Origin of the sequence: Agrobacterium sp. ICMP 6402 (assembly GCF_009498615.1) — a bacterium.
GTDB classification, from domain to species: Bacteria; Pseudomonadota; Alphaproteobacteria; order Rhizobiales; family Rhizobiaceae; genus Agrobacterium; species Agrobacterium burrii.
Genome location: NZ_QSNV01000006.1, coordinates 83344 through 108954, shown reverse-complemented (window position 1 = coordinate 108954; position 25611 = coordinate 83344). Strand labels below are relative to the sequence as shown.

The window sequence follows — 25611 nt, the reverse complement described above, 5'->3', positions numbered from 1 at the left end:
CGCCGGGGACGATGTTCAAGAGGACATCCGGGCGGCGCGCGTGGCCTGAGGCCGCCAATATCTTCCGGAAGATTTTCCGAAGCCCTCTCTTAACATTTTTGTTATCCGGCACCACATGGGGTCCACGAGCGACCATGTTCGACATGTGCTTTGCCCGTGCGATAGCAGCAACAACCTCCGGAATCCTGCCATGACACTCAGCCTTAACACCGAAGAACGGGTTTCTTCAGCATTGGATGAATTGTGGCCGGCGGAGAAGACCGAAACTCTCGACTGGCTCGTCACCGGCACCAAGGACGAGCGTTTTATCGACGAGATATTCGTGGAGCTTTGCGACAGGCTGCGGGCAAGCGGAATCTCCATCGCCAGGGGCGTGCTCGCTTTCCGCATCCGCCACCCGCAATGGCTTGGCGCGCGGATATTGTGGAAAGCCGGCCTGCCCGCCGCCGAAATCGTCACCTATGGTTACGGCTCGGAAAGTACGCCCGAATATCTCAACAGCCCCATCAACGACATCCATCAGGGTGCAACGGAAGTCCGCCACCGGCTGAACGGCGATGACATCGATGAACCCGGTTATACGATCTATGACGAGCTGCGGGCCGAAGGGCTGACGGATTATTGCGCCTGGCCGATCGAACACACTTTCGGAAAGCGCCATGTCGCGACTTTCTCCAGTGACCAACCGGGCGGTTTTTCCGACAGCGAAATCGCCGCCCTGAAAAACCTGCTGCCGGCTTTGGCGCTGGTCAGCGAAATACGCCTCAAAAACCGCATGACGCGCACCCTTTTGGAAACCTATGTGGGTCCGCATGCGGGCGAGAAAATTCTCAACGGCGCCACAACACGCGGTAGCGGCATAACGGTGGGCGCGGCGATCCTGATCTGCGACCTGCGCAATTTCACCCATATTTCCGACCTTTGGCCGCGCGATGACGTGATCGAGCTTCTGAACGGCTATTTCGACGCCATGTGCGACCCCATTGAGGAGTTCGGCGGCGAAATTCTGAAATTCATGGGGGACGGGCTGCTGGCGATTTTTCCGCTGAGCGATCCGCAGGCCTGCGAAAACCTGCTGAAAGCCATCGCCAGCGCGCAAAAGGGTCTCGTCGCCCTCAACGACATCAATTGCGAAAAGGGCCACGACCCCTTGGGTTACGGTATCGGCGTGCATGTCGGTGATGTCATGTATGGCAATATCGGCTCGAAAACCCGCCTCGATTTCACCGTCATCGGCCCCGCCGTCAACATCGCCTCGCGGCTTGAAACGCTGACCAAGGAAACCGGCCGCAACGTGCTGTTTTCCGAGGAATTCGTCCGTATGGCGGGGAATGGGGACAGGCTGGAAAATCTGGGTCCATGGCTGCTGCGCGGCCTTGAAACGCCAGTCGAGGTCTATGCGCTTCCCCAAAATGCCGTGCAGATACCTTCCAGCAACTGACCCCCGGCAGCGTTTGGGCTTCGGCTCAACCTGCCTTTCGGCATGATCAGCAGCCACATCGCGTGACCTCCAAGGGCGAATGATTTCGGTCTCCCTCCCGCTGTCAAAACGCTTGACACGCCTCCGATGTCGATCTAGCAAAATGGAACATATATTCCATATCGAAACATTGTTTGCATTCATATTCTGTCTTTCCGGGAGTGAGAGACGGGTATGAGAAACCGGAGGAAAGATGGTTACGAAATTGGCACTGCTCGGCGCTGGACGGATCGGCAAGGTCCACGCCAAGGCGATCACCACCGACAGCCGTGCGAAGCTGGTGGCCGTTGTCGACGCCATGGCCGGCGCTGCCGAAGCAATTGCCCGCGAGGCGCAATGCAAGGTCAGCACGATCGACGAGGTTCTGGCCGACAAGACAATCGACGCCGTCATCATCTGCACGCCGACCAACACCCATGCCGACCTGATCGAGCGTTTCGCCCGCGCCGGCAAGGCCATCTTCTGCGAAAAGCCCGTTGATCTCGATGTCGCCCGCGCGGAAGCCTGCGCCAGGGTGGTTGAAGAAACCGGCGCGAAGGTGATGCTCGGTTTCAACCGCCGTTTCGACCCGCATTTTCAGGCCGTGCATAAGGCAATCGAAGATGGTCGCATCGGCAAGGTGGAAATGGTCACCATCACCAGCCGCGACCCCGGCCCGCCGCCGGCCGAATATATCAAGGTGTCCGGCGGCATCTTCCGCGACATGACCATTCATGATTTCGACATGGCCCGCTTCCTGCTGGGCGAAGAAGTGGACAGCGTGTTCGCCACCGGTTCGGTTCTCGTCAATCCGGAGATCGGCGCGCTTGGTGATTTCGACAGCGCCAGCATCATTCTGACGACGAAAAGCGGCAGGCAGGCGGTGATTTCGAATTCGCGCCGCGCGACCTATGGTTACGACCAGCGTATCGAAGTGCATGGTTCGCTGGGTTCGGCAGCGGCCGAAAACCAGCGTCCTGTCTCCATCGAGATCGCCAATGCCGACGGTTATACCCGCCCGCCGCTGCATGATTTCTTCATGACGCGTTATACGGCGGCCTATGCGGCGGAAATTGCCACCTTCATCGACAGCATCGAAAACAACGTCGCACCGTCTCCCTCCATCAAGGACGGGCTGATTGCGCTGAAGCTGGCCGACGCCGCGCTGAAATCCGCAACATCGAAGACAGCCGTTACAATCGGCTGAAGCCGGTCTCATCGTCACCCTCGGGTTCGGCCCGGGGGTGAATTTTCCGGTTTTTTTGAAAAGCCGATTATTCCGCGCGCTTCCGGAAACAGGTTGCCTATCAGAAAGGCAGCTTCGGACTTGCATAGCTGCTATTCGGAAAATAAGGTTGTCTGACAAGGTGCGGCCGTAACATATGGCTGTTACCCACCTCTTTCACGCCGAATCCTCTTTTGCCGGCACGCAGCCGACAGCGGTTTTTTCATGCCATCACCCAAGACCGGTTTTCTTTATGCGCTTGTCGCCTTCACGATCTTTGCGGCGCAGGATGGCATCTCGAAACATCTGGGCAGCGCCTATCCGCCCGTCTTCATCGCCATGCTGCGATATTGGGCCTTCGCCGTCTTCGTTCTGTTGATGGCCGCAAGGTCGGCGGGCGGCATCCGGGGCGCCGTCATGGCCAACCGCCCCTGGCTGCAGATCGGCCGCGGTGTTCTGCTGGCGGTACAGATCGTGTTTTCGATCTTCTCCTTCGCCGTTGTCGGGCTGGCGCACAGCCACTCCATCATCGCTTCCGCGCCGCTCATCGTTGCGGCACTTTCCGTACCCTTGCTTGGGGAAAAGGTCGGCTGGCGGCGCTGGTGCGCCATCTTTGTCGGTTTCATCGGTGTTCTCGTCATCCTGAAGCCCGATGGCGAGGGTTTCGACAATAGCCTGATCATCACCTTTATCGCCGCCTTCATGCTGGCGCTTTACGGCGTGCTCACCCGCCTCGGCAGCCGAAGCGATACGGCGATGACGAGCTTTTTTTATACCGGCGTGGCCGGTGCAGCGGCGTTAACGCTGGTCGGGCCGTTTTATTGGGTCAGCCTTGCACCCTATGACTGGGGATGGATGCTGGCGCTCTGCATTACGGGGATTACCGGCCATTATTGCCTGATAAAGGCATTTGAATTGACCGACGCGGCTTCCGTGCAGCCTTTCTCCTATTACCAACTCGTGCTCGTCTCCATCATCGGCGTCACCGTCTATGGCGAGGTCGTCACATCCAATATGGTCATGGGTGCCGCCATCGTCATTGCCGCCGGTCTTTTCACCGTCTGGCGGGAACATGTGGTCGGCCGGAAGAAAAGCGGGGGAGCCGGCTGAGAGCCCGCCCACCATAAATCCGTCGTCTCAGGCGAGAGCCGCCTCACAACGCAGCAACATGCCGAACAGGTCGCGTGGCTCATCCGGATCGGCCAGCAGATCCAGCTCCGCATAAAGACCGGTGCCCGGCAATTTCGAGCGCACGTAACGCAGCGCAGAGAAATCTTCCGTCGCAAAGCCGACGCTGTCGAACAGGGTGATCTGCCTCTCGCCGGTCCGGCCCTGTTTTTCGCCGGCAATGACCTGCCATAACTCCGTCACAGCATAATCCGCCGGCAATTGCTGGATTTCGCCTTCGATGCGCGTCTGCGGCGGATATTCGACAAAAATATCGGAGCGAAGCAGAATATCCCGGTGTAATTCCGTCTTGCCGGGACAATCACCACCCACAGCATTGATATGAATGCCGGGGCCGACCATGTTGTCGGTCAGGATCGTCGCATATTGCTTGTCAGCGGTGACTGTGGTGATGATATCCGCCCCTTCGACCGCCTCCTCTGCGCTGCTGCAGATCTTGATCGCAAGGCCCTGTCCGGCCAGATTGCGGGCGCATTTTTCGCTGGCCGACCGGTCGATATCAAAAAGCCGCAGCGTATCAATGCCGAGAATGGCCTTGAAAGCCCGCGCCTGAAATTCGCTCTGAGCACCATTACCGATGATGGCCATGGAGCGCGAATTCGGGCGGGCAAGGTGCTTGGCGGCAACGGCGGATGTAGCGGCAGTGCGCAGCGCCGTCAGTATCGTCATTTCGGTGAGAAGCAGCGGATAACCATTGCCCACATTAGAAAGCACGCCGAAGGCCGTCACCGTCTGGCGGCCTTCCTTCATGTTCTTTGGATGACCGTTGACATATTTGAAGCCATACAGCGTGCCATCGCTGGTCGGCATCAGCTCGATGACGCCTTCCTTCGAATGTGAGGCGATGCGCGGCGTCTTGTCGAAGCTCTCCCAGCGACGGAAATCCTCCTCCACCACATCGGCAAGCTCATGCAGGAAGGTGTCGATTCCCACCCGCAGCACGAGCTTCATCATATGGTCGACGCTGACGAAGGGAACGATATTGAGGTTCGGTATCACGGTCATCGCATCATCCCTTTCAGCCAGCCCGCGTCGGGCGATCCATCACCCGCTTGCCCATCAGGCTTGCGGCGAGATCCACCATCAGCGTCGCCGTCCTGCCGCGCTCGTCGAGAAATGGGTTGAGTTCAACGAGATCGAGACTGCAGACCAGCCCGCTATCATGCAACATTTCCATCACCAGATGCGCTTCCCGGAACGTCGCGCCGCCCGGAACGGTGGTGCCAACCGCAGGCGCAATCGACGGCTCGAGAAAATCGACATCGAGACTGACATGCAGCAGGCCGTTCGCCGCCTGAACTCGCGCCAGAAATTCGCGCAGCAGAACCGCAACGCCGTGCTCGTCTATCGAGCGCATGTCATGAACGGTGATGCCGCTCTCTTCCAGCGCCGCCCTTTCGGCGGGATCGACGCTGCGGATACCGATCATGCCGATATTTTCTTCCGCCACGGCGTGGGAGAGCGGCGGGAAATAACCGGCAAACCCGTCACGACCGCTGAAATAGGCGACGGGCGTGCCATGCAGATTGCCGCTGCGTGTCGTCTCCAGCGTGTGATAATCGGTATGGGCATCGAGCCAGAGTACGAAAAACGGCCGACCCGTCTCGGCAACCCGGCGCGCCATGCCGGCCACGGTTCCTGCCGAAATCGCATGGTCGCCGCCAAGAAAGATCGGCACGGCATCCGCACTTTCGCGATAGGCCGCCTCCGTCAGCGCCTCGGTCCAGGCCACGGTTTCCTCCAGATGATGCACGGCTGGATTGGGGTGGCGAAATTCCCTGAGCGGCGCTGGCGTCACATTGCCGGTATCGACCACCCGGTGCCCCAGATCCTCCAGCGCCCGCACGAGACCGGCGATGCGATAGGCGCTCGGCCCCATTTCGCATCCCAATTGCCCCGCTCCGATCTGCAGAGGTGCACCAACAAGCCTGATATCCATTCCCGTCCTCGCTTTCCCGACCAACAACATCACTAAACCATAGAGACATGGCGGATTGAACATCAAATATTGGCAAGATTATCGAAATGAATTATCAATCTGACAAAACCACTTTATCAAACTGGTAATCATGGATAATCTTGACGAACGGCTCGTGACCCTTTTGCGGCATAATGGCAGACGCAGCATTTCCGATCTGGCAGTGGAGACGGAAACCTCGCGCGCGACGGTTCGCTCACACATCGAAAGAATGGAAAACGACGGCACCATCATCGGTTACACCGTCATCCTGCGCGCCGATGCTGTGGAGGCGGCAATCCGCGGTATCATGATGATCGAGATTGAAGGTCATGTGACGGACCGCGTCATCCGCACCCTTGGCGGCTTCCCGGAAATATCCGAAATCCACACCACCAACGGCCGCTGGGACCTGATCGTGGAACTCAACGCCGCCACGCTCAGCGATTTCGACGCCGTGCTGCGCCGCATCCGCCTGGTGCCCGGCATCACCGGCAGCGAAACCAGCCTGCTGCTCTCCACCCCGCGCTCCACACGCGCACGGCTCTAGCCAAGAGACAAAACGCAAAAGAGCCATGAAAACGCATTTTTCGATTTTTTCGACTTGCGCCCCAGCATAAATCATCTATATGACGACCCACCGAAGCGAACGCGGCAACGCGCTTCAGGCTTTTGGGGAATAGTTCAATGGTAGAACGACGGACTCTGACTCCGTTAATCTTGGTTCGAGTCCAGGTTCCCCAGCCAATTTCTTCAAATAAAATCAAACATCTATCATTCGTCGTGTTTGGCTTTTCGTTCTGCGCACTGTCACCGGGCTAGTCCCGATAGACAATTGCCCCCCCGGTCAAACCGGCTCCTGCGGCGGTGAGCAATAACGTCTCGCCCTTTGCGATGCGCCTTTCAGCGTTGGCAACGGAGAGCGACAGCGGAATGGTCGCTGCGGAGGAATTGCCGAAGCTCTCCACCGTGCGGACGGTTTTTTGCCGGTCGATGCCGAGATTGCCGCAGACTGCATCGAACATGCGGGCATTGGCCTGATGGGGCACGAAACGGTCGATATTGGTGGCCGACAGCTCCGCCTGTTGCAGCACACGCTGTGAGGTCCGGGTCATCAACGCCACGGCGCGGGAGAAGACCTCGCGGCCGTCGCGCATCGTCATCAGCGTATCCTCGGTGGGCGTATCAGCGGCAAACGGCTGGCTGCTGCCGCCTGCGGCTATCCGGATCAGATCGTAACCGCTGCCATCAGAACGCAGGTCGGCCGACAGCAGACCACGCTGCGCCTCCCGACACGGCTTGAGTATAACCGCCCCGGCAGCGTCGGCAAAAAGGACAGCGCTTGCCCTTTCCTGAAGATTGATGCGGCGGCTCAAAATATTGGCCGCAACGATTAGCACGGCGCGACCATGGGTGCGGACAAAACCATCGGCAAGGGTGAGCGCGTAAAGAAAGCCGGAACAAGCGCCGGCGAGATCGATACCGCCCGATTGCGTCAGGCCCAGCCGATGGGCCAGCAACGGTGCCGAAGGCGGCAGAAGGTGATCCGGCGTGGAGGTCGCCAGCAACGTCAGCGCGATGTCGTCAGGGGCGATTTCCGCGTCTTCCAGCGCCATGCGGCCAGCTTCGGCGGCAAGACCGCTCAGCGTGTCACCCTCTTGCGCCCAATAGCGCTTGAGAATGCCGGTTCGCCGCTCGATCCAGCCGGTCTCCAGCCCAAGGCGCACCTCTATCTCGTCATTGCCGACGCATCGCCCCGGAACGGCATGTCCAAAGCCGGCCATGCGCGAAGAAAGTATCTGCATTGTCTGGTCTTTCGAAAGTATCTTTGAGGGTGCGGATATCCGGTCTCACGCTTCGGTCACGATCGACGCCACCTCATCGATGGCATCGAAGGCACGGCTCAGATCGTCTGATGTCGAACAATAGGGGGGCATCAGATAAAGCACGTTGCCGAGGGGCCGGATGACAAACCCGCGCTCGCGGAACAGAAGCCGCATGCGTGGCCCGACTTCGGCCAGATAACCACCGGAAGGCACCACGAGATCGAGTGCTGCTATGGTGCCCGCCTGCCGGATATTGGTGAAACGTCCGTCATCCGCAAAGCGCCGCAGATGGTCCCCCAGCATCTGTTCCAGTTGCCCGATACGCTGCGCCACCGGCTCATCCCGCCAGACTTGAAGATTAGCGACGGCGGCGGCGCAGGCAATCGGATTGGCGGTGTAGGAACTCGAATGGAAAAAGGTCTTGCGGCGGTCAGTCGAAAAATGCGCATCGAAGATATCGCCGCTGCACAGCGTGGCGGCCAGCGGCAGGGAACCGCCTGTCAGGCCCTTGGAAGTGCATAGGATATCCGGAGAAATTCCGGCCTGTTGACATGCGAAAAGGCGTCCCGTCCGGCCCCAACCGGTCATTACCTCATCGGCAATGAACAGGCAGCCATGGCGTTCGGCAATCTGCTTCAACCCGGCCAGAACATCTGCGCCATACATCTTCATGCCGCCGGCGCCGAGCACCAGCGGCTCAATCAACAGAGCGGCGACACGGCCTGAACGGCAGAAATGTTCAAACATGTCGAGGGTGGCCTGCGCGCTGCCCTGTTCCGGAAAAGCCAGACGGTCGACACCGAAGAGCAGCGGCTCGTAAGCGGCGTTGAACACACCGCGTTCGCCGGTGGACATGGTGCCGATCGTATCGCCATGATAGCCATGCTCCATCACCACGATGCGATCACGTCTTTCTCCGCGGTTATGGAAATAGCCGAGTGCCATTTTCAGCGCCACTTCCACCGCGGTCGAGCCGCTATCGGAATAAAACACGTGTTCCAGCCCGGCGGGGGCAATGTCGATCAGCCCTCTTGCCAGCTCTTCGGCAGGCTCGTGGGAAAATTCCGCAAAAATGACCTGATCGAGGGCCTCCGTCGCGGCACGGATGGCGGCCATGATCGCGGGGTGCCGGTGACCGTGGGTAATGACCCACCAGGATGAAATCGCATCGAATAGCCGAGTGCCATCCTCATCAACGAGATAGGCACCTTGCGTGGACACGATACGTTTCATCGGCGGCTCCAGCCCGTGCTGGGTAAAGGGATGCCAGATGGGCGAACGGCTCATGCCGTAACCTCCAGAAAATCGACAAGATTAAATTGTTGGGCGAAAGCCTGATGCAGCGCCCCGGCGGTCATCTGAGACAGACGCGGCAGACGGCCGAGTGCACGAACCCCGCCGATATCGGTGATGATGCGCTCATTTTCCGCGTGCTCGTCGCCGATGAAAACCAGACCATGCACCGGAATGGCCCGCAACCGCAGCGCCTCAAGCGACAGCAGCGTGTGGTTGATGGTGCCGAGCGCAGTTCTGGCGCACAGGATCAGCGGAATTTGCCAGCGGGTGAAGATATCGGCAAATAGCAATCTGTCGGTCAGCGGCACCAGAAGCCCGCCCGCCCCTTCAATTACCAGCGGTCCCTTCGTTTCCGGCGGCTGCAGGAGAGTGGGATCAATCGTCACACTGTCGAGACGGGCTGAAAGATGCGGCGAGGCCGGCATTTGGAGACGATAGGCTTCCGGCAGAATCCGGGTGCGCGGCGCACCACCCAGCCGCTCCACCGTCTCGCTGTCGGTCTCCTCCTCCAGCCCGGATTGGACCGGCTTCCAGTAGGAAGCCTGCAGGGCGTGGGTGAGTGCGGCGGCAAAAACCGTCTTGCCGATGCCCGTATCGGTTCCAGAAATGACGAAACGAAGGCTCATGCCCGCTCCTTCTTCAGCGTCAGGGCCAGCAGCCCAACCATATCGGCAATCTGGCTCTCATCCACGTTGAGCGTGATGGAAAGACGCAGGCGCGCCGTTCCTTCCGGCACCGTCGGTGGGCGGATCGCCCGCACGTCAAAACCGCCTTCGCGCAGGCGCGCGGCTATGCCGAGCGAACGGGCATTGTCACCGATCATTACCGGCATGATCTGCGAACCGCTTGGCGTCACCCCGAGCCGGGAGCGTAGTTCTTCACCGGCAAAATTTATCAGCGCCGCCAGCCGCGACCGCCGCCAACTTTCGTCAGCGACGATCCGCAAGGCTTCCCGCACCGCCGCCGCCATCAGCGGCGAAGGCGCGGTGGAATAGATGAAACCCCGGGCGCGGTTGATGAGGTAGTCGGCGAGAACCGCAGGCAAGCTCAGAAGTGCGCCGGAAAGCCCAAGCGCCTTGCCGCAGGTGTGCAATGCCACCACATTGCCCCGCCCTTCCAGCTCTGCCGCAAGACCACGACCGCCGGGTCCGAAAACGCCGGTGGCATGCGCTTCATCGACCACAAGAAAACCGCCATGCCGTTCGGCAAGATCGGCAAGCGCCGCAAGCGGCGCCCGGTCGCCATCCATGGAATAAAGGCTCTCAACCGCAATCCACGGCCGTCCACGACCGCCAGCCTGTCGCCAGCGGTTTATTTCCCGTTCGAACGCTTCGACCTCGTTATGCGGCACGGCGAGCGCCTGCGCCTTGCCGGCCGCGATACCATCATGCACGCTCGCATGGATCAACGCATCGTAAAGGACGAGATCGTCGCGCAACGGCAACGTCGAAAAAAGCGCGACATTGGCGGCGAAACCGCTGCCAAAATAGATCGTTTTTTCCGCCCCGAAAAACGCCGCCGCCTCCACCTCCAGCGCCTCATGTTCCGGGTGGTTGCCGCGAAGCAACCGTGAGCCGCCCGCGCCGACCGGCACGCCCCTTTCGATTGCTTCGGTAATCGCCGCCTTCAGCCGGGGCGCATCGGCGAGCCCGATATAGTCGTTGGAGGTGAAATCGATCCCCTGTTGGGGAACGAGCGCCCGTAGCCGCGATTTGCGGTGCAGGCCGGCAAGTTTCACCTCGTAAGCGGAGAGTGCCGATGCGCTCACCGGCCCTCTCCTGATTGTGCAGGCTGCAACTCCATCGGCTTAAGACCCAGACGCCGGAACAGCGCCGTATCGTGATCCTCACCTGGATTATCCGCTGTCAGCAATGTTTCACCGACGAAGATAGAATTGGCCCCGGCCAGAAAACAGAGCGCCTGCGTCTCGTCGCTCATCTCGGTGCGCCCGGCGGAAAGCCGCACATGCGAACGCGGCATCAGGATTCGTGCCAGTGCGATGGTGCGGACGAAATCGATCGGGTCGACAGGATCCGCGTCGGCAAGCTTCGAACCGGGGATCGGGATCAGCATGTTGATCGGCACGCTCTCCGGCGGAACCGGCAGATTGGCAAGCGTCACCAGCATCGAAATGCGATCCTCGACCGTTTCCCCCATGCCGAGAATACCGCCGGCACAGACCTTGATACCCGCATCGCGGACATTGGCCAGCGTTTCCAGCCGATCTTCAAAAGTGCGGGTGGTGATGATCTGCGAATAAAAGCGCTCGGACGTATCGACATTGTGATTGTAATAGTCGAGCCCGGCATCGGCGAGCCGTTCGGATTGTTCCGGCGTCAGCATGCCGAGCGTCATGCAGGTCTCCATACCCAGAGCCTTGACGCCCTCGACCATGGCCACCACGGCCTCCATGTCGCGTTCCTTGGGGTTGCGCCAGGCCGCACCCATGCAATAACGCGTCGCCCCACCTTCCTTCGCCTTGCGCGCCTCCGCCAGCACCCGCTCCACTTCCATGAGCTTGGAGGCCTTCAGACCCGTCGGGTTGCGGGCGGATTGGCTGCAGTAACTGCAATCTTCAGGGCATCCACCCGTTTTAATGGACAAAAGCCTGCTCATCTGGATGGCATTGGCATCGAAATAACGGCGATGCACCTGTTGGGCTTGGAAAAGCAGGTCGTTAAATGGTAAATTATAGATAATTTTTGCGTCTTCCAGTGCCGAGCTTGCCTCAATTGCTGGAACCGCAACCTGATTTCGGGCCCTTTGTGCAATCATCTGATCCATTTGACGGCCTCTCCTTCAAAATAAATAGATAGAACTCCTTTTTATCTATTTTTTTTATCTCTGTTTTTGCAAGCGCTTTTTTCGCGAAAATTCTCTGCGCCGTGAATCTGGCTGGACAGCGGAGCTAAAATCGCCTGTTTTCGCCGCGGAAATTCATCGTCCGCAAAGGTGCTCGCGAAAAAGATGAAGGTGGCCCCCATGGCGTGAAAAGGTCGCAATTGCTAAGGGTGGGACATGATCACACTTCGCCCCTCCACCAGCCGCGACGCAGCCCGCATCTTCGACATATGGAGCCGGGCTGTCGACGCCACCCACGGCTTCCTTCTTCCGGCGGATCGCGCCGCGATCAGAGAGGAAGTCAAAGCCTTTCTCCCGCAAATGCCCCTGACACTTGCGGTGGATGCTTCGGATGACCCGCTCGGCTTCATGTTTCTGCATGAAGGGCACATGGAGGCGCTTTTCATCGATCCGGATCATCACGGCAAAGGCATCGGCAAGGCGCTGGTACAGGCAGCCATCGCCGCGCATCCGGAGTTGACCACCGATGTCAACGAACAAAACATCGAGGCCATGGGCTTTTACCGCAAGCTGGGTTTCGAGCCGACAGGCCGCTCCGATCTTGACGGACAGGGGCGACCCTATCCGCTCGTGCATCTTCGATTTCGCGCAACAGAAAAATAGGCCGCCGGGATCGTCGGGGAGGGCCAGGCCACGAATACCAACATCCGTTTCGCAACCGACGATTTCCTGCCCGAGCACCGCTTCGACCAATGGCGAGAGGTGCGCGGCAAAAGCCTGTTTGGCGTAACGATCGAGCTTGCGCGGGATCGCCGCCACAGCTTTCAGGGGTCATTTCAGGCACGAGCCATCGCCAACGCCGTCGTGAGTGAGATGCGCGCCTCCTCCTACCGGGTCGATCGCACGGAAGCCGACATTGCCCGCGTTGCCGGCGACAGCCTCTGCATCGGCCTTCAAATCAGAGGTTCCGGGCTGCTCTATACGGGCAGGGACCGGGTTCATGCCGTTGGCGGGGGCGATATCACCATCAACCATTCGGACTTGCCCTATGCCGGAATACCGGGCGACGAAGAGCATTTTCATTTCAGGATGCTCAAAATCCCCGTCGACTACGAGGCTATGCTTGGCCAGACGGCCTATGACCTGTTTGCGGCCCGTTATGCGGACAATGCCGCCTTCTCCGCGCCGTTCCGGGCGCTCTTCAACGCACTGAATGCCGATCATGGCCGGCTCATCGATCCCGCCCGCGATGTGACCCACATCACCCGGCTTGCGATGACGGCGCGCGGGCGGCTTTCTCCCGCCATGCCGGAGGTGCGCGCCGCCCTTCGCACCGGGCTTTGTTACGCAGCCCAAGACATCATGATGCGGAAAAAATCCCGGCAAAACCTGACGCCCGCCGCAGTGGCAAAAGAACTGGGAATTTCGCTGCGGCAATTGCACGTTGTGTTCGAGGGTGCTGAACTGTCATTTTCCCGCACCCTGTCCTCCATGCGGGTCGAGGAGGCAAAACGGCTGCTGCTGGAGGTTCCCGTTTTGCCGATCACGCAGATCGCATATGGCTGCGGTTTCGACAGCCTCGCCACCTTCTACCGGGTGTTTGCCGCCGCCTACGGCATGGCACCGGGCGACGCCCGCACCATGGGCCTGCCCACGGTTTAAAATTTCGCCTCTGCGCGCAATGAGAAGACGCCTCATCCCCGCCCCTGTAAGGCCCATGGATCGTCCAATCCAATCACCTCCAAAGAGAGGTGATGCCGGCAATTCGAGGAGCGCGCGCCATGACCAATTTTTTCGATTTTGCGATTTCCCAGTTGCCGGATACCGCCACGCGAGGCAGCAGGCCACCACTGAGCGAAATCGACGCGCTGGTTCAAACCGCTTCTTTTACGGCCGCGTTGCGCCTGTTGGCCGGGAGCTTCACAAGCCTCTATGAGGGCTCGCCCGAGATGACCGCGCTTTTCGCGACACGCCAGAACCGGCTTCTATGCCACGCGCTGGTGGCGCTTTATTTTAAGAAGCGCAGCATCTGCGTGGCTGAAGCAAGCGAACCTTTCCTGACCCGCGAGGATTTCGCTCGACTGGCGCTGAAGAACGGCCTCGCCAGCCACGATGTCGCCTATATTTTCTTCAAGCAGGCGCTGAAACGCGGGCTGACGAGACCGGTGACCCAATCCGACAGCGACAGGGTCGATGGCGTGCCGCCTTCACCATTGACGCTGGCGATGCTCGCCCATTGGTATGACGTCCATTTTCAGGCGTTGGACCTTATCGACGAAGGATTAAGGGCCTCACGCTTCATCGAGCGGTCCGAAACCATGCTCGCACATATCCATCCTCGCGTGGCACAGGCGCTGCTGTCCAATCCGGAAGTGCGCTGCCCCGGCCCGCTTTCCATCATCTTCAACTGGTTCGATGCTGGCGGCTTGCTGATGGACCGGCTGATTGCCGGTATCGACTCGGAAGGCCCTCTTGAACATGGCAGGCGCCTGACGGATGTGAAGACCGCCTCACAACTGGCGCAATCGCTTTCACTGTCGCGAACCCATGTCAGCCGTAAACTTGCAGCGGCCGAAATGATCGGCGGCATCGGCTGGAGCGGGCGGCGGGGCCGTTCCGCCCTCTGGATCTCACAGGGTTTTTACGAGGAATATGCCCGCACACAGGCGCGCAAGCTGCTCATTCTCGATGATGCCTTCATGGAGATTTTCTAGGAATGGATAAGATCGCTGCCGTGATCGCGAAGATCGTGGATCCGGGCATGGTCATTATCCTGCAGCCTGCCGCGTCCCGCTGACCCTGCGTGAAAAGACGGCATCAATCGCATGCCGATGTTTTGAAAACAGCCGGTGCAGTGAAAGAAACACCGCAAGCATCAATGGCCATGCGATCAGGACATCGGACAGAAAATGTGCTCCCATCGCAACCCTGTTCAGCGAGAAAATCACGATAAACGGCATCAATGTCGCTGCGCTGATAAGCTGGAGTTTTTTGGGCAGGAGAATGGTGAAGGCCAGCAAAGCGATTGCGGTGGAGCTTTCACCAGACGGGAAAGAACAACTGCGCGCGCAGGCTCCATCAAACGAAAGAACTGGCGTGAAAAACAGGTTTCCTCCAAAGTCGCCGAGTTCCTGCGGCCTTGCCCGGGCAAACAGGCTCTTCAGGATGTGGACAGTCGCCCCCGGCCCCAAGGCGTAAAAAGTAAGGATCAACAGCAATTTGTGAGGGCGAAAAACCCGCCTGAAGCCGGCAGAAAAGGGCACGGCAAAAAGCACGCATACAAGTCCAGGCAACAGAACAGACGGCAGAACACGGTTCAGATCGCGGACGGAAACTAAAAACCTGTCCTCCCCGAGGCGAAAGCCGTCGTTCCAGAATGCGAGGCTGACATCGAGATCGATATTCGGCCACTTGGAGAAGAACAGCATCATCGCGAATGCGACCGACAGAGCGAGCAGGGAGGGGTCGCGGAAAGCCCGACTTACGGTGCGACCGGCGCTGGCGCGAAATTTTGGCCTTGCGGGTCGTTTCAGCTTTTCGCATTCGGTTTTACTGAGGAGATACTGGCGCATGGCCCGTTCTTTTCCGCAGAAATGTCAAGCCTTTGCGGAGAAATACCCAAGAGCGTGAGGAAAACAGCTCTCACGGCCGATATCTCACACGCGAACTCTTGCCCGATGCTTCGCACCGGCTTAGCGTCGCAGTATTAACGCGGCTTATATACGTAAAATTGCAGGTACAGCATGGACAGAGGGCTCATTCTCATCGTCGAAGACGATCCCGATATCATGCAGATTCTGGACGCCTATCTCATTCGCGATGGATACAGAACCGTCAGGGCGGGTGATGGAGAAACGGCGATCACGCATTTCTCCATGCTGAGACCGGATCTCATTCTTCTCGACATTGGTTTGCCAAAGCTCGACGGCATCGACGTATTGACGCGCATCCGGCGTGAGCGGGATACGCCGGTCATCATGGTGACAGCACTTGCGGAAGATATCGACAAGCTGACCGGCCTGCGCCTCGGCGCCGACGACTACATCATCAAGCCTTTCAATCCGCAGGAAATAATCGCGCGGGTGAATGCCGTCCTGAAGCGCACGCGACAGCCGGCCGGTGCTGGTATCCTGCGTTTCGGCGCCATCGAAATCGATACGGAATCCTATATAGCGGCGGTTTACGGTGAGGCGGGCAGAACCATTCTGCCCCTCACGCTCAGCGAATTCCGGATACTTGCCCATATGGCGCGCCGCCCCACCCATGCGTTTCAGCGCGCAGATATTCTCGACGCCTGTTTGCCGGAGAGCGACGCGCTGGCGCGCACGATCGACACGCACATTGCCAATCTGCGCAAGAAGCTGACGGATCATGGCGCTTGCGGCTATCTGGTCTCGGTGCGCAGCATTGGCTATCGGCTTGCCGGAGAGCAGAAACCATGAGGTTCCGGCGCCTGAGCCTCAGCACGATGACGGCGATCACGATCACCACGATGCTCATCTTTGCCGTTGCAATGGTCTATTACGGCGTGTCCTGGTATGCGGACAACATTCAGGAACGCGCGATTGCCGGGCTGTCGCCGGACGCCGCCAAAGCCTTCTCGGACATAGATCGCGGCGTGATGCCGGACCAGCAGCAGCTCCAGGCGCTCCTCGACGTTTTGCCCCTTGTGCAGAGTGCGGGCGATGACGAACTCGTCGCATCGGTGTTCGTCTTCGGACTGGCCGGTGTGCTGCTGTGCAGTCTGCTCGGCTATATCATCTCCCGGCGCATTGCCGCCCCCTTGCGGGAGCTGACCATGGCAGCCCAGCGCATGGCCGCCGGCGACTTCAGCAGCGGCGAAAAGGTCAAGGCAAACCGTATCGTCGAAATCGTCTTTCTGGTCGACAGTTTCGACAGCCTGAAACAGGAGCTTCAGATGATGGAGCGCCGCCTGAAATTTAATACGATGGCAGTTGCCCATGAGCTGCGCACCCCACTGACCATCCTGCAAGGCCGTCTGCATGGCATTGCGGATGATATCTTTCCCCTCGACAAGCAGGCCATTCGCCATCTCATTGTCCAGGTGGAGGGGCTGGCACGGCTGGTGGATGATCTGCGGACACTTTCTCTGGCGGAAACCAACAGCCTCGTGAAAGACATTGAGCCGCTTGATCTCGCAACCGAATGCGCGGCGGTGGTGGAAGCGGCAAGGCCTCTTCTCGACGAGGCCGGTATCTGTCTCGACCTGTCGCTGGACCCGGCTCCCGCTCATGGCGATCGTCAACGTCTTAGGCAGCTGCTCCTTATCCTGATCGACAATGTACGCCGTTATGCGGCAAGCGGGAAAAGCCTGCGCTGTTCAACCGGCATTCGGGAGGGGCGCCCCTTTGTCGCCATCGAAGACAGGGGGCCGGGCTTTCCACCCGGCGTCGAGGCGCACGGCATCGAACTCTTCTGGCGCACGGAACCGTCACGTGCCCGCACCACCGGCGGTACGGGGCTCGGCTTATCGATCGCGCGAGCCATTGCACAGGCACACAATAGCGACATGCAGATCGCGGCCGGACAGGATGGCGGAACGATCGTGACAATCCTCTTCAAGGCAACCGCCTGAAAAACTGACACTTATCGTCTTTTTTCCCTGCGCAGGGGGCGATCCGGGCTCAGCGTAGGCTCCACCGTTTCTCGACACAATCTTCACAAATCCGGCGCATGCACGGCTGCAACACCCATGCTCGCCGGAAGCCAAACCTATGCCGCACACCAACGATGCCGCCATTCAGACAGAAAAATTTCCGGCAAAGGATGATCTGGCGCAAAAGGCATCGGAGGCAGCCGAATTCACCTTGTTCTGGACCATCATGACCTTCGTCCGGCGCGCGCACTGGAAGCGGGCAGTCCTTTTCTGGATGCGCTTTGCCGCCAATCCCGTCGTCACCTTTCGGTGGTGGGGATTTCTGGCCGCTTTTTCGGCAAAGCGGAAATTGCCGCCGCCCCATGATGAATTGCTGCAGAAACCGTTGTCGAAGTTTCTCGTCGGCGAAATTTCCCAGCAGAGGCGACTGCTTTTTCTCGTGGAGAATTTCATAGTTGCGGACCGTCATTTCACGAAGACCGTCATGAGCGGGCTCTGGGCAGGAAAGACACTGGAGATGGGCATCGTTCATGGCCGAAAGGATGAGTACCGGTGCACCCTTGCTCTCGCGGATTGTTGCGGCGGCCGCCACGAGGGGGCTTTTGCTGTCCGGTTGATGCGCAACCGCGACGAGGCCGTTCTATGGACCGCAAAGTTCATTTTTCTGGGGCGATACGAGCGCGACCACCATACGCTTGTCGTGGGCGGTATGCAGGGGCCGCGCGCCGCAAAAGATGAGATGGTGTCAGTCACGCGCGATCTTTGCGGACTTCGCCCCAAGGAGGCGGTCCTAATGGTTCTGCAGGGACTGATGCCTCAAAGCGCAAGTGCCTATTTCGCCGTCGCCCGCGCCAGACACCCGATCCACTATCGCCGCGCCCGGCGGCAAAAAATGATGATTGCGGATGTCGACGCGTTCTGGCGCGAACGCTCTGCGGAGCCGGACGAAACATTCGGTTTCAAAGTACCGGTCTCCAGTCTTGAGGGTGCGGACAAACGCAGCCGGATGAAGCTGTCTTTCTTTGATATCGGCAGGCGCTTTCTGGAAGGCGAACCCGGCAAAGGCGATCAGGATATTCCAACCCGAGCGGCAATGCGGTCGACAATCTCAAATGTGCTGGGTCGGTAGAGCCCAATGCATTTGTTGATGGTTATGGGCGATACCCATTGACAAACCTCAGGACTACGGCTCTTCTACGGCGCATGAATGGGATGTTGCGAGCATCGAAATTGATGGCCCTGTTGTTCAGGCTGGTGATGGTACTGTCACTGGCGGGCTACAGCGTTTCCACCGTCAATGCCGCAATGCATGCCGAAAATGACGTTCCGATCTCTCAGATCGAGAACGACCATTCGTCAGGCCGGGGTCACCACGACGCCGCCGTTCAGGATCACGGCGACCACGCCGATCAACACGACCACGCCAGCAAGGAAAAATCGAAGAATTCCTGCTGCCAGGATTATTGTGGCGTTGCGGCCATTCCGTGTCCCTCCTCATCCCTGAGCCATCCGACCGTCATTTCCCTGCGTGCGTTCATCGACGATACGAACGCTGCCGGTCTGGCACCGAAGCTTCAGCGCCCCCCTAATATCTGAATATCCGGAACCGCTTTGCGGGCTTTCCTGCGCCTGCACGCGTGAGCGTGCTGGAGCAATCATGATCTTATTCCCGGATTTTCACCATGAAACGTTTGTTCCTGGTGGTTGCCCTGCCGCTTTTTGCGGGCGGATGCGCGGCCACCTTACCTGAAGTCGTCATATCGACCGACAGCCCCGACACTCTCTCCAGCGTCAGGCCCATTGCCTATCAAAATCCGATCGGAGCTTACACGCACCGCGTTCCCGTCGATCCGAAACCCTGGCGTGGCCTGAACGATGCACAGGCGCCAGCGAAGGGAGGCGCGTGATGATCCCACGTCCTGTCAGATTGATATCCTCCCTCCTGTTTCCGCTCATCGCGGCAGGCTGCGTTACGACTGATTATGCCGCCAAGGATGCGGGCTTTGCCGATGCAACGCTAAAAACCGCCGAAGCAACCGGCAAACAGACTGTCTGGGTGCAGAACCAGCAGCAGGCGCAGGTGGTGCGCGACCGTGTCAAAACGCTGATGGCCAAAAAGACCATCGACGTCGAAACCGCCGTTCAGGTCGCATTGCTGAACAATAAGGGGCTGCAGGCATCCTATGCGGATCTTGGAGACAGCGCTGCCGACGCCTGGCAGACGCAACTTGCCGTCTTTCCCACCTTTTCCGTCAGCCTGAACGGCATCGGAACGCCCGGGCTCGCCATGTATCGCGTCCTCGAAGGGGCCGTCACCGCCAATATTCTCGCTTTGGCGACCTATGACAAGAATATCAGACTGGCGGATACGCGCTTCCGCCAGGCTCAGGTCAATGCGGCCATCGCCACCGTATCGCTTGCCGCGGAAACCCGTCGGGCATGGATCAACGCCGTGGCCGCCTGGGAAAACGTCGCCTATCTCAACCAGGCGAAGGTCGCGGCCGACGCCTCTTCGGAACTTGCGAAAAAGATCGGTGAAGCGGGATCGATGCCCAAGGCCAATCAGGCCCGTGAGCATGTTTTCTATGCCGAGCTGACGGGAGAAACGGCAAAGGCGCGACTGGCAGCAAAACTCGCCAAAGAAGAGCTGATCCGGTTGATGGGACTTTCCGGCATGGACGCCGAGTTCCAGATCCCGAACCGGCTTCCTTCCCTGCCCAAAACCCTGATAGCGCGCAACGATATCGAAGCGGAAGCAATTCACAAACGCATGGATTTGCAGGTCGCCCGCCTCGAATTGCAGGCAACCGCGCAATCCTATCGCCTGGAAGACGCCACCCGCATTGTCACCGATATCGAGCTGGCTGGAAACTGGGAGAAGGAACGCGAACGCGAGGACGGTGCCACCCGTTCGGACATTGCAAGAACCGGCTCACTGTCCTTCACGATCCCAATCTTCGATTCCGGGCAGGCGCGTCTGCGCAAGGGCGAACTCGCCTATATGCGCGCGGCCAACCAGTTGGCCGGGCTCGCCGTCGACATCCGTTCGCAGGCCCGTTCCGCCCATCTGGCCTACAGGTCGAATTACGACATTGCGCGCCACTACCGCAACAATGTCCTGCCCCTGCGCAGCGCAATCGAGGAGCAATCGCTGCTGTCCTATAACGGCATGATTACCAGCACCTTCGAGCTGATCGCCGATACCCGCGAGAAAATCGAATCCACCATCCTCGCAGTTAACGCCAAGCGCGACTTCTGGTTGGCCGAAGCCAACCTTGCCCCCGTCATCTATGGCGGAAGCACGGGCAGTGCTGCGGCCGAAACTGAAGTCGCGTCGGCTGAAGCGCCGGCAGGCGGCGGTCATTGAGAAAGGAAACGGGAATGTTCAGCAGAAGACAATTGCTTGGAGCAGGTGCGGCCGGTGCCGCGCTCGTATCCTCCAAAACCTGGGCGCAGACGTCCAATATGGGCCTGCCGGAGGCGGCCAGCATGGAAGGTGCTGCGACCCAGACACCCACCCGCCCCTCAACCGGCCCGGACTACAACCCGGTCGTCACCCTCAATGGGTGGACCCTGCCCTTCCGGATGAACAACGGCGTCAAGGAATTCCATCTCGTCGCCGAACCGGTGGAACGCGAGATGGCCGAAGGCATGACCGCCTATCTGTGGGGTTACAACGGCCAGTCTCCCGGCCCAACCATCGAGGCCGTGGAAGGTGACCGGGTGCGTATCTTCGTCACCAACAAATTGCCCGAACATACGACGGTTCACTGGCACGGCATGATCCTGCCTTCGGGCATGGACGGTGTCGGCGGTCTGTCGCAGCCGCATATCCCTGTCGGCAAAACCTTCGTTTACGAGTTCGATCTCGTGAAATCCGGCACCTTCATGTACCACCCGCATTCTGATGAGATGGTGCAGATGGCCATGGGAATGATGGGCTTCTTCGTCGTCCATCCCAAGGACCCGGCGTTCATGCCGGTGGACCGGGACTTCGTGTTCCTGCTCAGCGCCTTCGACATCGACCCGGGCACTTACGTGCCCCGTGTCATGGAGATGACCGATTTCAATCTCTGGACCTGGAACAGCCGGGTCTTTCCCGGCATCGATCCGCTGGTCGTGTCGAAAAACGACAGGGTGCGGGTGCGCGTCGGCAACCTCACCATGACCAACCACCCGATCCACATGCATGGTTACGACTTCGAGGTTACCTGCACTGACGGTGGCTGGGTACGGCCGGAAGCGCGGTGGCCGGAAGTCAGCATCGACATTCCCGTCGGTGCAATGCGCGCTTACGAGTTCGACGCCAAATATGAGGGCGACTGGGCGATCCATTGCCACAAGTCGCACCACACCATGAACGCCATGGGTCACGAAATCCCGACATTCATCGGTGTCGATAAAAAGGAAGTCGCCAAGAAAATCCGGCAGATCCGCCCCGAATACATGCCGATGGGCACCGCCGGCATGGCTGACATGGCGGAAATGTCGATGGAGATACCCGAAAACACCGTGCCCATGATGACCGGCTGGGGTCCCCACGGCCCCATCGAAATGGGCGGCATGTTCTCGGTGGTGAAGGTCCGCGAAGGTATCTCCGCGGGCGATTACGCCGATCCGGGCTGGTATGAAAACCCGCCCGGCACACAGGCCTTTGAGTGGACGGGCAACCTGCCCGACGCACCCAAAGCCAAAGATGCAAACACGCAGCCCCCATCGGCCCATTCGAACCATGGCTGATCATCAACATTCCCAAACAAAAAAGGAAAGCATCATGAACACTGCAATTCTTGGCCTTGTGCTGGCAGCACTTGCGACCCCCGCTCTGGCGGCCGGCAGCCACGCCGGCGGACACAGTGAAACCATGGCCGTCGGTGAGCCCGGCGACGCCACGAAAGTCACCCAGACCATCCGCGTCAGCATGAAAGAAACGCCGGATGGCAAGATGATCTTCACGCCCAACAACTTCAAGGTCCGCAAGGACCAGACCATCCGCTTCACCGTCAAGAACGAAGGCGAGCTCGATCATGAATTCGTTCTCGATGAAGAAGCAAAGGTCATGGAACACAAGGGGCTGATGGAAAAATTCCCCGAGATGGAACATGCCGATCCGAACGCCATCCGTCTGGCGCCCGGCAAGACGGGGGAAATCGTCTGGAGGTTCACCAATGACGGCGTCTTCAAGGTCGCCTGCCTTGTGCCCGGACACTACGACGCCGGCATGCACGGCGATGTCACCGTTGCCAAAAAATAAGCAAACAAGGAAACCGCCCATGAAAACAATCATCAACACCACCCTCGCCACAGCCCTCTTTCTCGCCTCTGCCGCCGGCGCCTTCGCGCAGGAATTCACCTCCGGCACGGTGAAGAAACTCGATACCAAGGCCAAAAAAGTCACGCTTATCCATGAGGAGCTGAAAAACCTGGAGATGCCGGCAATGACCATGGTCTTCGAGGTCAAGGACGAAGCAATGCTGGCGAAATTGCAGGAAGGCGCCAAGGTGCAATTCGTCGCCGAACGGGTGAACGGCAAGCTGACCGTGACGCAGCTGAAATAACAGCAGCGGAACCTGCAAGGACCAGCGCGCACCCCTATCGGCAAAACCGGTGGGGGTGCGCCTCATTCGCCTGCGACGCGCTAGTCGCAGGCGGGTTTTCGCACCGGGCCGAAGACCACGAAGCTGATGGCGGCGAGCAGCCAGACGCTGATGCCGGCATACAGCATGACCAGACCGAAGCCATCCGCCAGCGCCTGATGGACGAGCACCTCCGATACGCCCTGCGCCGACGATCCGGCAGTTCCCGCAGCAACCTTTTCAGCGAGCAACTGCAACGTGTTCATATTCGTGCCGGACGGCAGGTTTGCCTGAAGCGAAGAGCGGACACCCTCAACCAGAATGAAGCCCATGATCGGGATGTTGATAGCGAGCGAGATCATGCGCGCACTCATGTCTATGCCCGATGCCATGCCGGAACGCGCCGGCGGCACCGCACCCGTGGTCGTGTTGGTGACTGGCGTATTGGTCAAGCCGAGCCCGATGCCGGAAAGAATGCAGCCGGGCAGCATCGTAAGCCAGTTCGCATTTTCGATGCCGCTGCCCAATTTCATCAGCATGAAACCGAGACCGATGGTGAACAGCCCGGCCGGTATGACAAGGCGTGGCTGATAACGCAGGGACAGACGCTCTGCCAGCGGCGGCATCACCAGCGCCGGCAGCGTGTAGGCAAGCAGGCCAAGACCGGCGGTGACGCTGTCATAACCGAGACCCGCCTGAAACCAGATCGGCAGATAGATCATGAAGGGCCAGAAGCTGATGTTCATTGCCGCCGAGCCGATGATGGCCCCGGAAAACGGCCGGATGCGGAACACGGAAAAATCAAACATCGGCCTTGGCGTGAGCTTTTCCACGATGAGAAACGCGATGAAGCTCGCGACGGACCCAGAAAGGATCAATAGCGCCGCCTGACTGGCAAAGCCGAGTTCAGGGCCTTGGGTGATAAAAAAGGCAAGGAGGAACACGGCCAGCGACAGCGTGGCGATACCGGCAAGATCAAGACGGGTCGCTTCCGGATCAAGCGATTCCCGCACGCCGCCGACTGCAAGCAGCAAAGTGCCCGCGCTGAGCGCCACGTGAACGAGGAACACCCATTCCCAGCTCCACAGCGCGACGATGGCCCCGCCGATAATCGGGCCAAAGCCCAGCCCTACGCCGGAGACGATGCCCCACCAGCCGAATGCCATGCCGCGCTCACCGGCCGTGCGGAACTGGTATGACAGGATGGCGATCTGGCACACCAGCATCGCACCGCCGCTCAGTCCCTGCAGGAAACGCGCCGCAATCAGCACCACCACATTTTCCGTCATTCCGCAGGCGAGAGACGAAAGCGCAAAAGCGGCAATGCTGGCAATGAAGACGCGCTTGCGGCCGAAGCGGTCTGCCAGCGCACCTGTCGCCATCAACACCACCGTCACGCCGATCGTATAGGCGTTCATGATCCACTGAAGCTGCCGGAAATCCGCATGCAGCACCTGTTCGAGTGTCGGCAGGATCGCCGGAACGCTGGAAATCTCCAGTCCGAACATCAGGGCGGAAAGACAGACGGCAGCGAGCGCCATGGCGCTTCTGCTGCCTGTGGGTGCGGTAACGGCAAGGGTCATTCTTCAGCCTTTCAAGGGTCGGGTCGCCAAAGCGAAATCCGGTCTGCGAGATTGGACGCAACCTAGCCAAAGCTTGACCATAACTGAATTGGATGATTGGCTATTTCAGAGACAACAAATTGGAATTACCGATATGCGCACGCTGGATGTGGATGCCGTCGAGGCTTTTGTCACCATTGCCGATATGCAGAGCTTCACCCGCGCTGCCGAAGCACTGGGAAGCACGCAGGGCGCCATCAGCGTCAAGCTCAAGCGGCTCGAGGACCGGCTCGGCCAGCGGCTGCTTGAGCGCACGCCCCGTTCGGTGCGGCTTTCGGCGCAAGGTGCGGTGTTTCTGGCGCCCGCCCGCGAATTCCTCGCCGCGCATGATCGTGCCCTTGCCGGCCTTTCATCCCCGCGCCGCCGTTTCGGCCTTGGCATTGCCGCCCATGTTGCGGGGCCGGAGGTGCCAACCCTTCTGGCGCGGCTCAATGCCCATGATCCCGGACTGACGATTGAAGTGCGCATGGACAATTCCCGTGTGCTGCTGGACGCCTTCGAGCGTGGCGAAATCGACGCCGCGATCATCCGGCGTGAAGACGACCGGCGCGACGGCGAGGTACTGGGGCCGGAGCATTTCGGCTGGTACGCCGCTCCGCAATTCGAACACCGTCAGGGTGAACCCCTGCGGTTGGCAGCACTTTCGCCCGCCTGCGGCGTGCGCGACATCGCTGCCCGCGCGCTGGATTCGGCCGCCATCGCCTGGACGGAGGTGTTTCTTGGCGGCACCTCGTCGATGGTTACGGCCGCGGTCTCGGCCGGTCTTGCCATTTCCGCCTTTTCCTGCCGTCTTGCACCGCCCGGCACGATCGAGGTCAGCCAGCGCTTCGGCCTGCCGTCGCTGCCCTCCACCGAGGTCGTGATGTTCTCCACCCTCACCGACAGCAGATCCCGCGAGGCGCTGCGCACGCTTGCCGCCGCATTCCGGGAGCATCGGCCGGGGTCGTAAGGAATGAGAATTGCCGGACAGACGGGACGCTGGATTTGCCTTGCCGACCCACCGTTCCGGCGTTATAGAAGAAATGTCGAAAAAGGCACGACTT

The 25611-nt window shown here is 59.5% G+C and carries 26 protein-coding genes and 1 tRNA gene; 18 read left to right on the top strand and 9 right to left on the bottom strand.

Annotation, left to right across the window (positions count from 1 at the left end; genetic code table 11):
* The first annotated feature begins 190 nt into the window (after positions 1-190).
* From DXT96_RS17185 to DXT96_RS17170, 3 genes are all read left to right on the top strand, one after another.
* Positions 191-1441 carry an adenylate/guanylate cyclase domain-containing protein gene (locus DXT96_RS17185; RefSeq protein WP_153515687.1) on the top strand — a complete coding sequence of 417 codons (1251 nt, stop codon included), beginning with the start codon at positions 191-193 and terminating at the stop codon, positions 1439-1441.
* 232 nt (positions 1442-1673) lie between these two features.
* Positions 1674-2666, top strand: a complete 993-nt coding sequence (gene iolG / locus DXT96_RS17175) for an inositol 2-dehydrogenase (protein ID WP_153515686.1) — start codon at positions 1674-1676, stop codon at positions 2664-2666.
* A gap of 243 nt (positions 2667-2909) precedes the next feature.
* The gene (locus DXT96_RS17170; protein ID WP_153515685.1) at positions 2910-3794 is read left to right on the top strand and encodes a DMT family transporter; all 885 of its coding nucleotides are present in this window, start codon (positions 2910-2912) and stop codon (positions 3792-3794) included.
* Positions 3795-3821: 27 nt separating this feature from the next.
* On the opposite strand, the gene DXT96_RS17165 is transcribed toward DXT96_RS17170, so the two are convergent.
* Both DXT96_RS17165 and rocF read right to left on the bottom strand, forming a co-directional pair.
* A complete protein-coding gene (locus DXT96_RS17165) occupies positions 3822-4877 on the bottom strand; it encodes an ornithine cyclodeaminase (RefSeq protein WP_153515684.1) in 1056 nt (351 codons plus the stop codon).
* Between the two features lie 13 nt (positions 4878-4890).
* Positions 4891-5811, bottom strand: coding sequence for an arginase (rocF, locus tag DXT96_RS17160; protein ID WP_149901277.1), 921 nt, complete (start codon positions 5809-5811; stop codon positions 4891-4893).
* A gap of 130 nt (positions 5812-5941) precedes the next feature.
* Here rocF and DXT96_RS17155 point away from each other — a divergent pair, with 130 nt between their 5' ends.
* Together DXT96_RS17155 and DXT96_RS17150 are read left to right on the top strand one after the other, a co-directional pair.
* The gene (locus tag DXT96_RS17155; protein ID WP_153515683.1) at positions 5942-6379 is read left to right on the top strand and encodes an Lrp/AsnC family transcriptional regulator; all 438 of its coding nucleotides are present in this window, start codon (positions 5942-5944) and stop codon (positions 6377-6379) included.
* A 123-nt stretch (positions 6380-6502) separates the two neighbouring features.
* Positions 6503-6576: transfer RNA gene (locus DXT96_RS17150), tRNA-Gln, on the top strand.
* A gap of 71 nt (positions 6577-6647) precedes the next feature.
* On the opposite strand, the gene DXT96_RS17145 is transcribed toward DXT96_RS17150, so the two are convergent.
* The 5 genes from DXT96_RS17145 to bioB are packed head-to-tail and all read right to left on the bottom strand — an operon-like array spanning position 6648 to position 11735.
* Positions 6648-7634: a beta-ketoacyl-ACP synthase III gene (locus tag DXT96_RS17145; protein WP_153515682.1), complete on the bottom strand. Its 987-nt coding sequence runs from the start codon at positions 7632-7634 to the stop codon at positions 6648-6650.
* A gap of 45 nt (positions 7635-7679) precedes the next feature.
* Positions 7680-8942 carry an adenosylmethionine--8-amino-7-oxononanoate transaminase gene (locus DXT96_RS17140; protein WP_153515681.1) on the bottom strand — a complete coding sequence of 421 codons (1263 nt, stop codon included), beginning with the start codon at positions 8940-8942 and terminating at the stop codon, positions 7680-7682.
* On the bottom strand, positions 8939-9577 hold the full coding sequence (gene bioD / locus DXT96_RS17135) for a dethiobiotin synthase (RefSeq protein ID WP_153515680.1): 639 nt from the start codon (positions 9575-9577) through the stop codon (positions 8939-8941). The genes DXT96_RS17140 and bioD overlap by 4 nt, the downstream gene beginning before the upstream one ends.
* Positions 9574-10719: an 8-amino-7-oxononanoate synthase gene (locus tag DXT96_RS17130; RefSeq protein ID WP_371418904.1), complete on the bottom strand. Its 1146-nt coding sequence runs from the start codon at positions 10717-10719 to the stop codon at positions 9574-9576. Before DXT96_RS17130 ends, bioD begins: the two co-directional genes overlap by 4 nt.
* On the bottom strand, positions 10716-11735 hold the full coding sequence (bioB, locus tag DXT96_RS17125; RefSeq protein WP_153515679.1) for a biotin synthase BioB: 1020 nt from the start codon (positions 11733-11735) through the stop codon (positions 10716-10718). The genes DXT96_RS17130 and bioB overlap by 4 nt, the downstream gene beginning before the upstream one ends.
* Positions 11736-11969: 234 nt before the next feature.
* Here bioB and DXT96_RS17120 point away from each other — a divergent pair, with 234 nt between their 5' ends.
* From DXT96_RS17120 to DXT96_RS17110, 3 genes are all read left to right on the top strand, one after another.
* Positions 11970-12416 carry an acetyltransferase gene (locus DXT96_RS17120; RefSeq protein ID WP_153515678.1) on the top strand — a complete coding sequence of 149 codons (447 nt, stop codon included), beginning with the start codon at positions 11970-11972 and terminating at the stop codon, positions 12414-12416.
* Between the two features lie 99 nt (positions 12417-12515).
* On the top strand, positions 12516-13415 hold the full coding sequence (locus tag DXT96_RS17115; RefSeq protein WP_371418903.1) for an AraC family transcriptional regulator: 900 nt from the start codon (positions 12516-12518) through the stop codon (positions 13413-13415).
* 119 nt (positions 13416-13534) lie between these two features.
* A complete protein-coding gene (locus DXT96_RS17110; RefSeq protein WP_153515677.1) occupies positions 13535-14467 on the top strand; it encodes a hypothetical protein in 933 nt (310 codons plus the stop codon).
* Between the two features lie 54 nt (positions 14468-14521).
* Here the strand turns inward: DXT96_RS17110 and DXT96_RS17105 are convergent, their stop codons facing one another.
* Positions 14522-15184: a phosphatase PAP2 family protein gene (locus tag DXT96_RS17105; protein ID WP_246670582.1), complete on the bottom strand. Its 663-nt coding sequence runs from the start codon at positions 15182-15184 to the stop codon at positions 14522-14524.
* 312 nt (positions 15185-15496) lie between these two features.
* On the opposite strand from DXT96_RS17105, the gene DXT96_RS17100 reads away from it, so the two are divergent.
* The 9 genes from DXT96_RS17100 to DXT96_RS17060 all read left to right on the top strand — a co-directional run bounded on the left by DXT96_RS17100 (position 15497) and on the right by DXT96_RS17060 (position 22928).
* Positions 15497-16195 carry a response regulator gene (locus DXT96_RS17100; protein WP_153515675.1) on the top strand — a complete coding sequence of 233 codons (699 nt, stop codon included), beginning with the start codon at positions 15497-15499 and terminating at the stop codon, positions 16193-16195.
* Positions 16192-17349, top strand: a complete 1158-nt coding sequence (locus DXT96_RS17095; RefSeq protein WP_153515674.1) for an ATP-binding protein — start codon at positions 16192-16194, stop codon at positions 17347-17349. Before DXT96_RS17100 ends, DXT96_RS17095 begins: the two co-directional genes overlap by 4 nt.
* Before the next feature lie 139 nt (positions 17350-17488).
* On the top strand, positions 17489-18499 hold the full coding sequence (locus DXT96_RS17090) for a DUF535 family protein (protein ID WP_153515673.1): 1011 nt from the start codon (positions 17489-17491) through the stop codon (positions 18497-18499).
* Positions 18500-18603: 104 nt separating this feature from the next.
* Entirely contained in the window at positions 18604-18966 is a 363-nt protein-coding gene (locus DXT96_RS17085; RefSeq protein ID WP_236776652.1) for a hypothetical protein, read from the top strand.
* An 86-nt stretch (positions 18967-19052) separates the two neighbouring features.
* The gene (locus DXT96_RS17080) at positions 19053-19277 is read left to right on the top strand and encodes a hypothetical protein (RefSeq protein WP_153515672.1); all 225 of its coding nucleotides are present in this window, start codon (positions 19053-19055) and stop codon (positions 19275-19277) included.
* Positions 19277-20737: a TolC family protein gene (locus DXT96_RS17075; protein ID WP_153515671.1), complete on the top strand. Its 1461-nt coding sequence runs from the start codon at positions 19277-19279 to the stop codon at positions 20735-20737. Before DXT96_RS17080 ends, DXT96_RS17075 begins: the two co-directional genes overlap by 1 nt.
* 14 nt (positions 20738-20751) lie before the next feature.
* Positions 20752-22110: a multicopper oxidase family protein gene (locus tag DXT96_RS17070; RefSeq protein WP_153515670.1), complete on the top strand. Its 1359-nt coding sequence runs from the start codon at positions 20752-20754 to the stop codon at positions 22108-22110.
* Between the two features lie 34 nt (positions 22111-22144).
* On the top strand, positions 22145-22624 hold the full coding sequence (locus DXT96_RS17065; RefSeq protein WP_153515669.1) for a plastocyanin/azurin family copper-binding protein: 480 nt from the start codon (positions 22145-22147) through the stop codon (positions 22622-22624).
* A gap of 19 nt (positions 22625-22643) precedes the next feature.
* The gene (locus tag DXT96_RS17060; RefSeq protein ID WP_149901293.1) at positions 22644-22928 is read left to right on the top strand and encodes a copper-binding protein; all 285 of its coding nucleotides are present in this window, start codon (positions 22644-22646) and stop codon (positions 22926-22928) included.
* Positions 22929-23008: 80 nt separating this feature from the next.
* Here the strand turns inward: DXT96_RS17060 and DXT96_RS17055 are convergent, their stop codons facing one another.
* Positions 23009-24529, bottom strand: a complete 1521-nt coding sequence (locus DXT96_RS17055) for an MFS transporter (RefSeq protein ID WP_153515668.1) — start codon at positions 24527-24529, stop codon at positions 23009-23011.
* A gap of 133 nt (positions 24530-24662) precedes the next feature.
* Between DXT96_RS17055 and DXT96_RS17050 the strand changes: the two genes are divergently transcribed.
* Entirely contained in the window at positions 24663-25517 is an 855-nt protein-coding gene (locus DXT96_RS17050; protein WP_153515667.1) for a LysR family transcriptional regulator, read from the top strand.
* The last annotated feature ends 94 nt before the right edge of the window (positions 25518-25611 follow it).

What these genes read in the sequence shown, in the direction of transcription:
- DXT96_RS17185 (WP_153515687.1), top strand. Translation starts at nt 191, where the DNA reads ATGACACTCAGCCTTAACACCGAAGAACGGGTTTCTTCAGCATTGGAT.
- iolG (WP_153515686.1), top strand. Translation starts at nt 1,674, where the DNA reads ATGGTTACGAAATTGGCACTGCTCGGCGCTGGACGGATCGGCAAGGTC.
- DXT96_RS17170 (WP_153515685.1), top strand. Translation starts at nt 2,910, where the DNA reads ATGCCATCACCCAAGACCGGTTTTCTTTATGCGCTTGTCGCCTTCACG.
- DXT96_RS17165 (WP_153515684.1), bottom strand. Translation starts at nt 4,877, where the DNA reads ATGACCGTGATACCGAACCTCAATATCGTTCCCTTCGTCAGCGTCGAC.
- rocF (WP_149901277.1), bottom strand. Translation starts at nt 5,811, where the DNA reads ATGGATATCAGGCTTGTTGGTGCACCTCTGCAGATCGGAGCGGGGCAA.
- DXT96_RS17155 (WP_153515683.1), top strand. Translation starts at nt 5,942, where the DNA reads ATGGATAATCTTGACGAACGGCTCGTGACCCTTTTGCGGCATAATGGC.
- DXT96_RS17145 (WP_153515682.1), bottom strand. Translation starts at nt 7,634, where the DNA reads ATGCAGATACTTTCTTCGCGCATGGCCGGCTTTGGACATGCCGTTCCG.
- DXT96_RS17140 (WP_153515681.1), bottom strand. Translation starts at nt 8,942, where the DNA reads ATGAGCCGTTCGCCCATCTGGCATCCCTTTACCCAGCACGGGCTGGAG.
- bioD (WP_153515680.1), bottom strand. Translation starts at nt 9,577, where the DNA reads ATGAGCCTTCGTTTCGTCATTTCTGGAACCGATACGGGCATCGGCAAG.
- bioB (WP_153515679.1), bottom strand. Translation starts at nt 11,735, where the DNA reads ATGGATCAGATGATTGCACAAAGGGCCCGAAATCAGGTTGCGGTTCCA.
- DXT96_RS17120 (WP_153515678.1), top strand. Translation starts at nt 11,970, where the DNA reads ATGATCACACTTCGCCCCTCCACCAGCCGCGACGCAGCCCGCATCTTC.
- DXT96_RS17110 (WP_153515677.1), top strand. Translation starts at nt 13,535, where the DNA reads ATGACCAATTTTTTCGATTTTGCGATTTCCCAGTTGCCGGATACCGCC.
- DXT96_RS17105 (WP_246670582.1), bottom strand. Translation starts at nt 15,184, where the DNA reads ATGATGCTGTTCTTCTCCAAGTGGCCGAATATCGATCTCGATGTCAGC.
- DXT96_RS17100 (WP_153515675.1), top strand. Translation starts at nt 15,497, where the DNA reads ATGGACAGAGGGCTCATTCTCATCGTCGAAGACGATCCCGATATCATG.
- DXT96_RS17095 (WP_153515674.1), top strand. Translation starts at nt 16,192, where the DNA reads ATGAGGTTCCGGCGCCTGAGCCTCAGCACGATGACGGCGATCACGATC.
- DXT96_RS17090 (WP_153515673.1), top strand. Translation starts at nt 17,489, where the DNA reads ATGCCGCACACCAACGATGCCGCCATTCAGACAGAAAAATTTCCGGCA.
- DXT96_RS17085 (WP_236776652.1), top strand. Translation starts at nt 18,604, where the DNA reads ATGGCCCTGTTGTTCAGGCTGGTGATGGTACTGTCACTGGCGGGCTAC.
- DXT96_RS17080 (WP_153515672.1), top strand. Translation starts at nt 19,053, where the DNA reads ATGAAACGTTTGTTCCTGGTGGTTGCCCTGCCGCTTTTTGCGGGCGGA.
- DXT96_RS17075 (WP_153515671.1), top strand. Translation starts at nt 19,277, where the DNA reads ATGATCCCACGTCCTGTCAGATTGATATCCTCCCTCCTGTTTCCGCTC.
- DXT96_RS17070 (WP_153515670.1), top strand. Translation starts at nt 20,752, where the DNA reads ATGTTCAGCAGAAGACAATTGCTTGGAGCAGGTGCGGCCGGTGCCGCG.
- DXT96_RS17065 (WP_153515669.1), top strand. Translation starts at nt 22,145, where the DNA reads ATGAACACTGCAATTCTTGGCCTTGTGCTGGCAGCACTTGCGACCCCC.
- DXT96_RS17060 (WP_149901293.1), top strand. Translation starts at nt 22,644, where the DNA reads ATGAAAACAATCATCAACACCACCCTCGCCACAGCCCTCTTTCTCGCC.
- DXT96_RS17055 (WP_153515668.1), bottom strand. Translation starts at nt 24,529, where the DNA reads ATGACCCTTGCCGTTACCGCACCCACAGGCAGCAGAAGCGCCATGGCG.
- DXT96_RS17050 (WP_153515667.1), top strand. Translation starts at nt 24,663, where the DNA reads ATGCGCACGCTGGATGTGGATGCCGTCGAGGCTTTTGTCACCATTGCC.